Source organism: Cyanobium sp. ATX-6F1, from assembly GCF_047395825.1.
Classification (GTDB): Bacteria; Cyanobacteriota; Cyanobacteriia; order PCC-6307; family Cyanobiaceae; genus ATX-6F1.
Window position 1 is genome coordinate 821,785 of record NZ_JBCEBF010000001.1, and the last position, 12,095, is coordinate 833,879.

12 protein-coding genes and 3 pseudogenes are annotated in these 12,095 nt (G+C 64.9%); 10 read left to right on the forward strand and 5 right to left on the reverse strand.

Features of this window, described 5'->3' with window-relative positions; all coding sequences use genetic code 11:
- Positions 1-137 precede the first annotated feature (137 nt).
- Both AAF143_RS05045 and AAF143_RS05050 read left to right on the forward strand, forming a co-directional pair.
- A complete protein-coding gene (locus tag AAF143_RS05045; protein WP_414026595.1) occupies positions 138-869 on the forward strand; it encodes a hypothetical protein in 732 nt (243 codons plus the stop codon).
- Complete coding sequence (locus tag AAF143_RS05050; protein WP_414026596.1) at positions 842-1,903, forward strand: glycosyltransferase family 2 protein; 1,062 nt, start codon at positions 842-844, stop codon at positions 1,901-1,903. Before AAF143_RS05045 ends, AAF143_RS05050 begins: the two co-directional genes overlap by 28 nt.
- Here the strand turns inward: AAF143_RS05050 and AAF143_RS05055 are convergent.
- The 4 genes from AAF143_RS05055 to AAF143_RS05070 form a co-directional block, all read right to left on the reverse strand.
- On the reverse strand, positions 1,900-2,670 hold the full coding sequence (locus tag AAF143_RS05055; protein WP_414026597.1) for a glycosyltransferase family 4 protein: 771 nt from the start codon (positions 2,668-2,670) through the stop codon (positions 1,900-1,902). The genes AAF143_RS05050 and AAF143_RS05055 overlap by 4 nt on opposite strands.
- A 2-nt stretch (positions 2,671-2,672) precedes the next feature.
- Positions 2,673-2,975 (reverse strand): hypothetical protein, encoded by a 303-nt coding sequence (locus AAF143_RS05060; RefSeq protein WP_414026598.1) that lies wholly within the window; start codon positions 2,973-2,975, stop codon positions 2,673-2,675.
- A complete protein-coding gene (locus tag AAF143_RS05065; RefSeq protein ID WP_414026599.1) occupies positions 2,972-3,268 on the reverse strand; it encodes a glycosyltransferase family 2 protein in 297 nt (98 codons plus the stop codon). The genes AAF143_RS05060 and AAF143_RS05065 overlap by 4 nt, the downstream gene beginning before the upstream one ends.
- 97 nt (positions 3,269-3,365) lie before the next feature.
- Entirely contained in the window at positions 3,366-3,857 is a 492-nt protein-coding gene (locus AAF143_RS05070; RefSeq protein WP_414026600.1) for a glycosyltransferase family 2 protein, read from the reverse strand.
- Positions 3,858-3,885: 28 nt separating this feature from the next.
- Between AAF143_RS05070 and AAF143_RS05075 the strand changes: the two genes are divergently transcribed.
- The gene (locus AAF143_RS05075) at positions 3,886-4,224 is read left to right on the forward strand and encodes a hypothetical protein (RefSeq protein ID WP_414026601.1); all 339 of its coding nucleotides are present in this window, start codon (positions 3,886-3,888) and stop codon (positions 4,222-4,224) included.
- Between the two features lie 181 nt (positions 4,225-4,405).
- Complete coding sequence (gene kdsB / locus AAF143_RS05080) at positions 4,406-5,176, forward strand: 3-deoxy-manno-octulosonate cytidylyltransferase (protein ID WP_255008556.1); 771 nt, start codon at positions 4,406-4,408, stop codon at positions 5,174-5,176.
- A gap of 4 nt (positions 5,177-5,180) precedes the next feature.
- On the opposite strand, the pseudogene AAF143_RS05085 reads toward kdsB, so the two are convergent.
- Positions 5,181-6,177: pseudogene (locus AAF143_RS05085) on the reverse strand (KpsF/GutQ family sugar-phosphate isomerase).
- Positions 6,178-6,483: 306 nt separating this feature from the next.
- Between AAF143_RS05085 and AAF143_RS05090 the strand changes: the two are divergent.
- From AAF143_RS05090 to AAF143_RS05115, 6 genes and pseudogenes are all read left to right on the forward strand, one after another.
- Positions 6,484-7,886 (forward strand): annotated as a pseudogene (locus AAF143_RS05090) (ATP-binding cassette domain-containing protein); the annotation flags it as partial.
- Positions 7,887-7,973: 87 nt separating this feature from the next.
- The gene (locus AAF143_RS05095; RefSeq protein WP_414026927.1) at positions 7,974-8,174 is read left to right on the forward strand and encodes a hypothetical protein; all 201 of its coding nucleotides are present in this window, start codon (positions 7,974-7,976) and stop codon (positions 8,172-8,174) included.
- Positions 8,175-8,178: 4 nt separating this feature from the next.
- Positions 8,179-8,992: pseudogene (gene kdsA, locus AAF143_RS05100) on the forward strand (3-deoxy-8-phosphooctulonate synthase).
- Between the two features lie 77 nt (positions 8,993-9,069).
- Positions 9,070-9,570: a KdsC family phosphatase gene (locus AAF143_RS05105; RefSeq protein WP_414026602.1), complete on the forward strand. Its 501-nt coding sequence runs from the start codon at positions 9,070-9,072 to the stop codon at positions 9,568-9,570.
- On the forward strand, positions 9,563-10,690 hold the full coding sequence (locus tag AAF143_RS05110) for a hypothetical protein (RefSeq protein ID WP_255008740.1): 1,128 nt from the start codon (positions 9,563-9,565) through the stop codon (positions 10,688-10,690). Before AAF143_RS05105 ends, AAF143_RS05110 begins: the two co-directional genes overlap by 8 nt.
- 293 nt (positions 10,691-10,983) lie before the next feature.
- Positions 10,984-11,847, forward strand: coding sequence for a hypothetical protein (locus tag AAF143_RS05115; protein WP_255008565.1), 864 nt, complete (start codon positions 10,984-10,986; stop codon positions 11,845-11,847).
- The last annotated feature ends 248 nt before the right edge of the window (positions 11,848-12,095 follow it).

Genomic DNA, 12,095 nt, shown 5'->3' on the forward strand with positions numbered 1-12,095 from the left:
ATGTCCCTTCAGGCCGATGTCCTGGTTCTGTTCATTTCAAGCTCGACCTCGGGTTTCGCCAGCTGCCAACCTGAACCAAAACTTGCTGGTTCGGGCCTGATGCTGGTTCCATCGATCCAGAAGCCAGTGGCGCGAGCGTGAGCGGAATCAGCCTCTATGTCTGCTTCAACCAGGTGAACTACCTGGCCGCCTGGCGCCAGCGGTTGCTGGAGCGGCCGCGGGATCTGAGCCTGCTGCTGGTGGAGCCCAGCCGCGTTCGGCCCGATGCCAGCAAGCCCTGGCCGAGAGGAATCGCTCACCTGCGCGGCCCCAGTGGCCCATGGACGATGGCGGTGCTTGTGCTGCTGGCGCTGCTGGGGCTGATCGAGCGCATCTACATCCCCCACCGGCGCGAGGCAGGGCGGGGCTTGGGCTTCGTTCTGTCGCGCTGCCGCCACATCCACCTGCTCGATGACGGCCTCGACCAGTACCGGGGCCAGCCCCGTGCCCTCATTACCGGGCAGTTCCCCCTAGGCACCCCCTCTACCTCTTCTCCGACGCGCTGCCGTTTCGTGCCCCCTGGTGCGCCCGTTTCGCCTGCCGGGAGCTGGGGGGCTTTCCGCTGCCTGCCGGCGATCCCGGCGGTGAGGCCCTTTTGGCCTCTCGCCAGCGGCCGGCCAGCCTGGTGGTGGATGCCCCAGGCCTCGATTGGCTGCCGCCGCTGGAGGCCGACCTGCCGCCGCCGCGGTTGGTGCTGGCCCATCCGGCTGCCGGTAAACGCAGCTGGCCAGCGGCCCCCACGCCGCCGTCCTCCTCAGCGGCCACTTCCCCTGCTCGATCAAGGCCGAACCCCGATTGGCTGGTGCTCCACTTCCCTGGACCGCTGCTGATCGGCGAGAGCTTCCTGCTGGTGATCGCCCTGGTGCACCGCCCTGTCGACTGGCCCCTGCTGGTGGCCCTGCCGCCGGCGGTGGACCCCCAGCTCCGGGCCATGGTGGAGTGCCTCTGCGCCCAGCGGCCGGCCAGCCGCCTGCTCAGAGCGGTCCCCCCTGACGCCGTCCTGATGGATCCCTCGCCTGTTCCGATCTCGGTGGTGATCAACACCCTCAATGAGGAGGCCAACCTGCCCTACGCCCTGCGCTCGGTGCAGAGCTGGGCAGCGGAGGTGGTGGTCTGCGACATGCACAGCGACGACGCCACCGTGGCGATCGCCCGCTCCTTCGGCGCCCGGGTGTGCCTGCACGAACGGCTCGGCTTCGCCGATCCGGCCCGGGCCTATGCCATCGCCCAGGCCCGCCACGACTGGGTGCTGGTGCTCGATGCCGACGAGCTGATTCCACCCGCTCTGGCGCGGCGATTGGCGGGGGTGGTGGCCGAGGGAAGCTGTGACATCTGCTGGATTCCGCGGCTCAACTATTTGCTGGGGGCGGCGCTGCCGGGCATGGGCTGGGGGCCAGACGAGGACGCCCAGATGCGACTGTTTCGGCGGCCGGCGGTGGAGGTCACCGGCGACATCCACCGTTTCTTTCATGCCCGCCCCGGCGCCCGCGAGCGGCGTTTGAGCTACGTGCCGGACGGCGCCATCGTTCACTTCAACTACATCGACCTCTCCCACGTCCTCGCCAAGCTCAACACCTACACCTCGATCGAGGCGGCCGAGGCGCGGGCGCAGGGGCGGCGAGCTTCACTGCTGTGGGCCCTGCTGGTGTCCCTGCGGCGGGAGTGGTGGGGGCGCTGGCTGCGGGGCCGGGGCTACCGCCTGGGCTGGCGGGGTCTGCAGCTCACCGTGATGATGACGATCTACCGCTTCGTGGTGCAGGCCAAGTTGGCGGAGCTGCAGGCGGGCATCAGTGCCGAGGGTGTCCGCCACAGCTACCGGCAGGAGGCCGAACGCTGGCTGATCGATCCTGACCACACCACTTAGGACAGCTCCCGCAACAGTCCTTCCACCTGACGGGCCGTATCGCTCCAACGAAAATGAGCGGCGCGGGCAAAGCCCGCTTCTGCGAGCCGGGCCGCCAGCGCCGGCTCCCGGATCAGAGCCCCCATGGCCGCGGCGATCGCAGGCACCGAACGCGGCTCCACCAGCAGCGCCGCCTCACCTACTACCTCCGCCAAAGCCCCAGCGCGGGCGGCGATCACCGGGGCGCCGCAGGCCATGGCCTCCAGGGCAGGCAGGCCAAAACCCTCCCACAGGCTCACCAGTACCAGCGCCCGGCAACGGTTCAACAGCTGCAGGCGCTCTTGGTCACTCACCCAGGGAAGCCAGTCGCAGCGACCGGCGATCCCCAACTCCAGGGCCAGGCGCTGGAGCTTCGGGGTGTAGCGCCGGTCGTGGGGGCCCACCAGGGTGAGGCGATGCTCCCGATCCGCCAGGGCGGCGAAGGCCCTCAGCACCCGCTCCAGGTTCTTGTGGGGGTCGTGGCGGCCCAGCACCAGGAAGAACGGCTGGCGCTCCAGGCCGAGGGGACGCAGCTGACCAGGGTTGAAGCCGAGCCGAATCGGCACCAGGCGCCGCAGCGGCACCCCCAGGCGCCCGTGCACTTCCCGGGCGGTGGCCTCGGAGTTGCACAGCACCCGCAGCGCCCGGTGCAACACCAGCGGCACGTAGGCGAGGTGGTACGCCAACAGCGGTGTCAGCTGGGGGTAACGCAGCGGCAGCAGATCGTGGGCGAGCACGATCGAACGCACGCCTACCAACAGGGGCGCCTCAGGCAGGGGGAGAGCAACAGCGGTGCTCCGCTCGCCCGCATCAGCTTGGGCAACTGGCGTTGGGTCCAAATCAGCCGCCTCATGTGCCCCGCGCGGCCCTGCTCGGGGGAGAGATCATCGGGGATCGCCACGCTGCCGGGACGCTCACCATCGAGCGGATCGAGCAGGGGAACGAGGGCGGGATCCAGCGCCGCCACCAGCTCCCTGGCCACCACGCCGATGCCGGTGGGCCGCTCGCTGAGGTAGCTGCCGTTGAACAGAGCCAGCGGGGTGGGTGCGCTCATGGGCGCTCCTTCGGGGTCGTCAACGCCTCGGCCGTCGCCGCAAACACGGCAGCGCTCTGGCGGGGCTGCAGGGGCAGCCGCAGGAGCGCCTTCAGCCACAGACGGGCCAGGCGGAGCCCCAGCACCCAGCGCGGGCGGTGCCGCCGCAGGAAGCGCAGATAGCTGACGGTGGAGAGACGAAGCCGTCGCTCGCTGGGCGTATGGCTGCCCTCGCCCCGCTGATGAATCACAGCCGGATCGGGCAGCCAGAGCACGGGAGCACCCTGCCCAGCCAGGCGCAGGCAGAGGTCCATGTCCTCGTAATAGAGGGGAAGGCCGGATCGAAGCGGGCCGGCGGGGTGTGGGCCTGGGGGCGGAGGGCCAGGCTGCAGCCGCTGAGCCAATCAACACTCAGATACCGGGCACTTCCCCCGAAGCAAGCGCCTCGATGAGGCTGGATTCCGTGAGCTTGCGGCGCCTGAAATCCAGCCCCGGATCCATCCAGCCGCCGCTGGGCTCGAGGGCTCCATTGGCCTCACGCACGGCGGTGCCGGCCACGGCCTGCGCCGGCAGGGTCGCCAGGGCGGAGGCGAGTGTCGCCAACTCATCCCCCCGCGGCAGGGCGGTGTCGGGATTGAGCAACCACACCCAACCGCGCCAGCCCAGCTTCGCCAGGTGGTCAAAGCCTCGGTTGCAGCCGGCGCCAAAGCCCTCCCCTTCCTTGGCGCGCAGCACGTCCAGCCTGAAGACATCGCCCACCTGGAGTTCGTCCGCCTGGAGCGGCGCCGACTCCGGGGCGTTGTCGACCACCAGCCAGAGCGCCGGCGGCAGGCTCTGATGAGCCAGGTCGGCCGCCAGCGCCTCCAGCGCCGCCTGGCTGCGGTAGGCCACGCTGAGCAGCACGGGTGAGGAGCCAGGAGGAGGGCTGTCGATGATCGATTCACCGCTTAGGGCAGCTTCGCAGCCCGATCAGGCGACGTGCGGAGTCTGCCGACTGCACAACGACCAGGACGCGATCAGCCACTTCGAGATTCACCGTGAGCCGTTGTGGTTGTTGCGGCACCACCCCCTACCCGCCCCGCTGCCAGGGTGGCTGATGCTCGATGCGCGACGCCACCTGGGCGGTCCGATCGACTTCAACCCCGAGGAGGCCGCTGGCTTCGGGCCGGTGCTGCAGCGCGGCTGCGCCCTGGTGCGCGAGCTCACGGGTTGTGATCGGGTCTATGCGATCGCCTTCGGCGAGGGGCCCGCCACCTGCATCTGCACCTGATCCCCCGCTTTGGCGGCGAACCCGCCACGGAGGCCTGGCGGGTCGCCGACCTCTACCGCGCCATGGAATCGGGGGCCCGCCCGCCGGCAGACCTGGAGGAGGTTGCGGTCCTGGTGCGTCGGGCCCGTGAACGGACGGCCCTCTGGCGATAGGCTCCGGCCCGAACTGGCTGAACAGCCCGATGCAATGCGTGGTGGCGGTGCCGGCCCGGCTCGAATCCTCCAGGCTGCCGAACAAGGTGATGGCCGACATCGGCGGTCGGCCGATGCTGCAACGGGTGCTGGAGTGCTGCCGCGCCGCCCGTCGCCCGGCAGCCGTGGTGCTCTGCACCGACAGCGACCGGCTCCGGCAGGCCGCAGGGGACTGGGGCTTCCAGGTTCTGATGACCAGCCCGGCCTGCAGCTCCGGCAGCGATCGCCTCGCCTCGGTGGTGGACCAGCTGGTGGCGCTCGCAGGTGGGAGTGACCCAACTCAGACGGTGATCATCAATGTGCAGGGGGATCAGCCGTTCATCGACCCGGATGTGATCGACGCCATGGCCGAGGAATTCGAGCAGCGCCATCCCACACCGGAGGTGCTCACCCCAGTCTACCGGATGGGGCCCGAGAAGGTGCACAACCCCAATGTGGTGAAAACGCTGCTGGCAGCCGACGGCCGTGCCCTCTACTTCTCGCGCTCGGCCCTGCCCCACGTGCGCGGTGAGGAGCCCGACCGCTGGCACGATCACGCCCCCTACTGGGGCCATGTGGGCCTCTACGGCTACCGGGGCGACGTGCTGGCCCGCTGGGGCCAGTTGCCCCACTCGCCGCTGGAGCACACCGAGAAACTCGAGCAGTTGAGGCTGATCGAAGCCGGCATCACCTTGGGGACCTTTCCCGTGGACGGGGACTTCCTCTCGGTCGACACCGAGGAACAGCTGGAGCAGGCCCGCGTGCTCGCGCGCGGGGCCTGAACGCTCAACGGCCGGAAGGACCAAGCCCCGCCTGGACCAGGTCATGCAGGCGCAACAGGCCCAGCATCGGCCCCTGGTCCGCCAGCACGGGAAGCACCCCGATGGGTTTGCGTCGGTTGCGCTCCATCCGCTCGAGCGCTTCCACCGCCAGCAGTTCGGGGCCCACGGTGATCGGATCGGCCGTCATCAGCTCGGCGGCGCACAGCTGGGCCCAGGCCATGGGGGTGGTGCTCCAGGGCCCGCCGCAGATCCCCATCCGTGATCAGCCCCGACAGCCGTTCCCCCACTCCGGGCTTGCGCACCCAGCAGGCCCCCACCCCATCGCTGGTGAGCTGGGAGATCACCGCCTGGAGGCTGTCCGCCTCATCGAGGGGATGAAGGCGCTCGGCGGGCACCATCAGGTCGGCAACCGTCAAGGTGAGCTGCTTGCCAAGGGCGCCGGCCGGGTGGTTGAGGGCGAAATCCGCCGGCGAGATGCCCCGCCGCTCCATCCAGACCGCCGCCAGGGCATCGCCGACTGCCATGGCCACGGCGGTGCTGGCGGTGGGGGCCAGATTCAGCGGACAGACCTCCCGATCCACCGAACCGTCGAGCACCACGTCACAGCCCCGCGCCAGGCTGGAGTCGATCCGGCCCACCAAGGCGATCCGGGCGGTGCCGCGCCGGCGCAGATGGGGCACGATCTCGATCAGCTCCTGGGTCTCACCACTGTTGGAGAGCAACAGGGCCACGTCCTCGGGTGCCACCACCCCGAGATCACCATGCAACGCGTCCAAGGGGTTGAGATAGAGGGCCATCAGCCCGATCGAGGAGAAGGTGGCGGCGATCTTGCGGGCCACGATGCCGCTCTTGCCCACGCCGGTGATCACCAACTTGGAACGTTGGTCGGCGCAGCGATCGAGCAGCATCAGCGCCGCATCCACCTGGGCGCTGTCCAGGCGCTCGGCCGCCGCCGCAATCGCGGCCGCCTCCTCCTCAAGACAGCGCGTCAGTGCCGACATTCCAGCCCTACCCCAGCAGTGGCGCGAGTGTATGGCCCGCTTCCAATGGAGTAGGTGCGCTTGCAGGGCTGGCCAAGGAACTCAGCTGCGGCGGAACGGGTCACATACCGTTTAAACAAGATTGACCCTGCTCCGCTGGGATCTTCGCTCCGATTGATGCCCCGCCCGCCCATCAAGTTCAGCAGCAGGACGGTGAAGCAGCTGCGCCGCTTGCTCGCCTACCTTCCAGCGGAACGGTTCCGGGCGCTGCTGGTGCTGGTGCCGCTCTCGATCGTCCCTGGCCTGATCGACCTGGCCACCGTGGCGATGGTCGCCCGTTTGATGGGGTCCCTCGTCGGCAGTGATCTCAAGGACACCGTCCCGGGCGTGAAGGTGTTTGGCGGCAATGCGATCGACCAGAGCCTCTGGTTGATCGTGCTGCTGATCGCTCTGTCCTGGGTGGGCTCCCTCAGCAAGCTCGGACTTCAGTTCTGCCAGCAACGACTGACGGCTCGAATCTGGATCGATCTCTGCAATCTGATCCACTCCAGGGTGCTGGCCCAGGGCTATGAGTTCCACCTCAGCAGGAGCACCTCCAAGCTCTCCACCCTGCTGCTGAGCCATATCAAGAAAACCTCCAATTCCGTTGTCAATCCGCTGCTGCGGATGGTGGGGAGTGTGTTTTCGATCCTGCTGCTATCCCTGGGCGTGTTGGTGGTGGGGCGCTGGCTGGCGGTGGTTCTGATCAGTTGCCTGGTGGCCGCCTACCTGATCCTCTCGCTCCTGATCACCCCCTACCTGCGTCACGCCTCCAAACAGAAACTGAGGCTGGAAACCCGATCGGCCCACATCCTCGCCGAGTCCCTGGGATCGATCCGCGACATCCGGCTGACCGGTTCGGAGCCCTATTTCCGCGATGCCTTCGTCTCCACCGGTGAGAAGGCCAAGCAGCTCTCCTGGGCCTCAGAGTTGCTGCCGGTCATGCCACGGATGCTGATCGAGCCCTTCGGCATCACCCTGATTTTCGCCGTCGGGGCCGTGCCGGCTCTGCTCAGCGGCGATCGCAGCCAGATCGTTCACATCGTTCCCTTCCTCGCCACGATGGCCGTGGTCGCCCTGAGGCTCACCCCACCCCTGCAGGATTTCTTCTCCGCCCTCACCCAGTTGCGAGCAGGGCTGCCTGTGATCGAGAAGACCCTCGAGTATCTCGACCTGCCCCAGTCCAGACCCACCTTGCGGACCCCCGGCGTCCCTACGCCCGAGGGCATCTTCCCTAACCGCACCATCCGCCTCAACGACATCTGGTACAGCTACCCAGGGAGCCAGGATCCTGTGCTGAAAGGGGTCACGCTCTCGATTCCGGTGGGCTCCCGCATTGCGCTGGTGGGGTCGACCGGCAGCGGCAAGACCACCACCGCCCACCTGTTGCTCGGTCTGCTCACCCCCAGCAGGGCCGCCTGGAACTGGACGGCATCCCCGTCAACGATCTGGATGTCCCGGCCTGGCAGGCGAGCTGCGCCCAGGTGCCCCAATTCATCAACCTGCTGGATGCGAGCGTTCTGGAAAATGTGGCCTTCGGTTTGCCTGAAGTCGCCATCGGCTTCGATGAGGTCTGGGATGCCCTTGATGCCGCCCAGCTGGCGGAATTCGTCAGCGAGATGCCCTACGGACTGCATACCCCTGTCGGTGAAAACGGTCTCCAGCTCTCCGGAGGTCAGCGTCAACGCTTGGCCCTGGCCCGTGCCTTCTATCGACGCGCCCGCTTCCTGCTCCTCGACGAAGCCACGAGCGCGCTCGACAACCGCACCGAGAACGACGTGATCGAAGCCCTGGAAATGGTGGGGCGTCGCTGCACCACGGTGGTGATCGCTCACCGCCTCAGCACGGTGATGCGCTGCGATCGCATCTATGAATTCGAGGCCGGCAGGATCAAGGCCTCCGGTACGTTCGAGGAGCTGCAGAACCGATCGGACACGTTCCGGGATCTGGCCTCGCTCGAACGCAAACTCGTCAGCTGATCCCATGAGCTTCACCCTGATCGCCGGCCCCTGTGTGATCGAAAGCCCCGAACTGGTGCTCTCGGTGGCGGAACGGGTGAAGGCGATCACCGATCGATTGGGCATCACCTACGTGTTCAAGGCCAGCTTCGACAAGGCCAACCGCAGCTCCGGCGGCACCTTCCGCGGACCGGGGGTGGAAGAGGGTCTTGAGGTGTTGGCGGAGGTGGAAGCGCCGCTTCGGCCTGCCAGTGCTGACCGACATCCATGAGAGCCAGCAGGCCGCGCCGGTGGCCGCCGTGGTCGACGTTCTCCAGATTCCTGCCTTCCTCTGCCGCCAGACCGACCTGCTCCTGGCCGCGGCCAAGGCGGTGGAGGGCACAGGCAAAGTGATCAACGTGAAAAAAGGCCAGTTCCTCGCCCCCTGGGACATGGCCCAGGTGGTGACCAAGCTGCGGGAGGCTGGCGTGGAGAACCTCTGGCTCACCGAGCGGGGTTCCAGCTTCGGCTACAACACCCTGGTGGTGGATTACCGCAGCCTGCCGCAGCTGAAGGCCCTGGGCTGTCCTGTGATCTTCGATGCCACCCACTCGGTGCAGCAGCCCGGTGGACGCGGCAGCAGCAGCGGCGGCCAGCGGGAATTCGTGGCGCCCCTGGCGCGGGCGGCCGTTGCCGTGGGGGTCGATGGGCTCTTCCTGGAGGTGCACCCCGACCCCGACAAGGCGCTCAGCGATGGTCCGAACATGGTTCCCCTCCATCGCCTGGAGCCACTGCTGGAGCAGCTGATGGCGATCAGGGCTCCCCTGCTCAGCCAGGGTGAAGCCGTCTCCGTGCTGTGAGCGCCTGGCGGGCTTGGCCCAGTGGTGTGTCCCTGCTGGGCCGATGGCGCTGCAACCCGCGCTTGCGGACGCTGAAGTTGCTAGTGCTGGATGTGGATGGGGTGCTCACCGATGGTGGGCTGTGGACCACGGAATCCGGTGAGGTGATCAAGCGCTTCGATGTCAGAGATGGTCTGGGCATTCGGCTGCTGCAACAAGCCGGTCTGGAGGTGGCCCTGCTGAGCGGTGGCAAGAGCGGAGCCACCAAACAGCGGGCCCGCTACCTCGGAATCCACCACTGTGTAACCGGCGTGAAGGACAAAGTCGCTGCCCTGGGCGCGCTGCAAAGGGAGCTCGGGGTTAACCCGGAGCAAACGGCCTACGTCGGCGACGATCTCAACGATCTGGCGGTACGGCCCGTGGTGGGGCTCCTGATCGCTCCTGCCGATGCGGTGGCTCCCCTGCGCCGCCAGGCCGACTGGGTTCTCAGCCGCCGGGGCGGGGATGGCGCCGTGCGGGGGCTGGCCGAGGCGATCCTGCAGGCCCGCGGCCTCTGGACTCCCCTGGCAGGGAAGGGCTGGCGTGAGCGCAATGATTGAGCCGGCGCGAGCGATGGGCCAGGCCCTGCGCCTGCGGTTGCGTGACTGGTTGCGAGCTGGACGGCTCGGTCCCCTGGGAGCTGTGGCCCGTTTGGACCGCGACCAGTGGATGGCCCTGGCCGCCTACAGGGGCTTGGTGCACCAGGCCTACAGCGCTCGCCCCTTCGCCCCACAGGTCAGCGCCGACCTCTGGAACCAGGGCGCCTTTCAGTCGTCAACCGGACGCAAGAACTTCTTCAGCCCAGCGCGCCGGGAGCTGGAGAACTCTTCCCACCACTACGGCCACGACATACAACTCAAACGTCAGGCCGGCTTGCCCCTGATCGGCCCTCCGATGCCCTTTCTGCTGGAGCACGGACTCAAGGTGGCCCAGGGCTCCACATTCGAGAGTCCCAAGCCATGGACGAAGGGCTACCTCTGCATGGGCCCCCTGCGGGCCCGCTGGCTGACGGAGCGGTTTGGCCTGCCGGCCATGGCCATCGGCCCCTGGATCGCCTACGCACGACCCGTGCTCAGCAGCGACGCCATCGCCCGTCTGCGGCATGAGCTCGGCCCCACCCTCCTGGTGGTGCTGGCCCACAGCTGGGATCAGGTCGAGCGCCGCATGGACCATGGGCGCTGCGTCGAAGCGGTGCGCACCAGGGCCGAGGCCAGCGGCTACCGCTCGGTGATCTGGCTGCGCCATTGGAAGGATCCCGAGTTGCAAGGGTTGCCGCCGCAGTGGATCGTGGCCTGCAACGGCCATCGCTCCAACCCCTGGTTCCTTGATGCGCTGCGCACCCTGCTGGAGCTGAGCGATGGGCTGGCCAGCAACGCCTTCGGAACCCACATGGGCTACGGGGTGGCCCTCGGCAAGCGGCTGCACTGGGTCGATGTGGAGGTCGATCAGGATGTCACCGCACTCACCGGCGACAAGGCGGAGGAGGAGGTTCTCGAATGGCAGGAGCGCCAACGGCTGAGCAACACGCTTCGAGAGCTGCTTACGGATGGGACATCCAGCAAATCCAGAGGAGCCGTGTATAGCCTGCTTGATCCATTCTGGGGCTTTGGTCGTACCCAAAGCCCTGAGGAGCTGCTCCCGCTATTGCGCGGGCAAGGCATCTATAAAATCAGATTTTAGTGCTTAACCCTGCTTATCCGCATTCCGGGCATAGACAAACTCACACATTTACCAATGAGTGTTGAATCATTTGGCGGCATGCCCTAGCAATCACAATTCGAGCTTCTTTCACGACCGCCTGATGAGTCGGATCTACCTGAGAGAACCTAGAGAGCCCTCGGCGTAGATGTAGATAATGCTGAAGGTTGGCTCACGAAGAGTATTTAGGACGCCCCTTCTTTATGGCCACAGCGAACACGCACCTCATGCACTGTGATAAAATTCTTCTCAGCTCATTTGTTCTAGCCTGAGTCGTGACAAACTTCGACGATACTGGTTCACTTATCGAATCAGCTGAATGGTACGACTACCCATATGGTCACATGGTCGGCAGGATTTCCATACCTGCCCACTTCATGCTAGACGGGAACACGATTGATCAATCTAGTGGGGAGCTTTGTGCATACGGCCTAGGGAAACGCAGGCAGAATTCAGGAAGCGAGTACAAAGAGGCAACAAATAAGCTGTTAACTTTTCTAGAGGATAACTCTGAGTTGAAAGCCTTTATGCTTGAAAATTCGCAAAACGCATTGGGATGCAACTTAGATGAAGCCAATGTTACAACAAACGCTAGAAAGTGTGTTGATGAGTCAAGTTATTACTTAAGTCCACACGCAGATTGTCCTAAAACAATTTGCGCTCTTATCATTTATCTTTGGCACGGCAAGCGTGGAACAAGCCTCTATCGCCTGAGTCATCACTCTTGTATGCCTCCGTCTACTGAGCATGGCCTCCAAGAAAGGGAAAATAACTTTACCGGCAGAAAAGAGTTTCAACAAGCCAGTCTCGATGTGATAACAACAGTAAAGCCTGAATGTTATGCAAACTTTAAACATGTCACGACCATCTATCCAGATTTCTGTTCATTCTTATTTATCCCGAACACACGGTTCCGGCATGCCATCCAAGATCTGCCTACAAGTTATCATGGTGTTTCCTCTAAGCTTCAGGATACTGAACTTGATGAGCAACGACAACTAATTCTAATAGACATGAAAATCTGCGAGAAACCAAAGATTGGTCTACGTTCACGGGCAAAGTCCCAACTCAACCAAAGACTTAACCAAGCTAAGAAGATAGCAATGACAATGCAGAAGACTGTGTCGAGTGTATTTTAAGATGCAAACAAATTCTGCATAAATTATTTCTTAAAAGTCTGATGACTTGCTGAAATGTAGGCTGTCAATGATCTTGATTCTTGAAACAAGAGAGTGAAGCCATCCCGTCTTGCGCGAGTAGTTTCGTATACACAAAAGATCTACTCAGGGATCATTAGCCAAAGCACTTAACAATTGAACTTTGAAAACCAACAGATGAAATGCATCTAGCAGTTGTTTAAACATAGCCAGTACAGCCTCACAGCCCC

Bases quoted from the DNA above. Each gene is read 5' to 3' on its own strand.
- kdsB (WP_255008556.1), top strand. From the start codon at position 4,406: ATGCAATGCGTGGTGGCGGTGCCGGCCCGGCTCGAATCCTCCAGGCTG.
- AAF143_RS05065 (WP_414026599.1), bottom strand. From the start codon at position 3,268: ATGGACCTCTGCCTGCGCCTGGCTGGGCAGGGTGCTCCCGTGCTCTGG.
- AAF143_RS05060 (WP_414026598.1), bottom strand. From the start codon at position 2,975: ATGAGCGCACCCACCCCGCTGGCTCTGTTCAACGGCAGCTACCTCAGC.
- AAF143_RS05075 (WP_414026601.1), top strand. From the start codon at position 3,886: ATGATCGATTCACCGCTTAGGGCAGCTTCGCAGCCCGATCAGGCGACG.
- AAF143_RS05110 (WP_255008740.1), top strand. From the start codon at position 9,563: ATGATTGAGCCGGCGCGAGCGATGGGCCAGGCCCTGCGCCTGCGGTTG.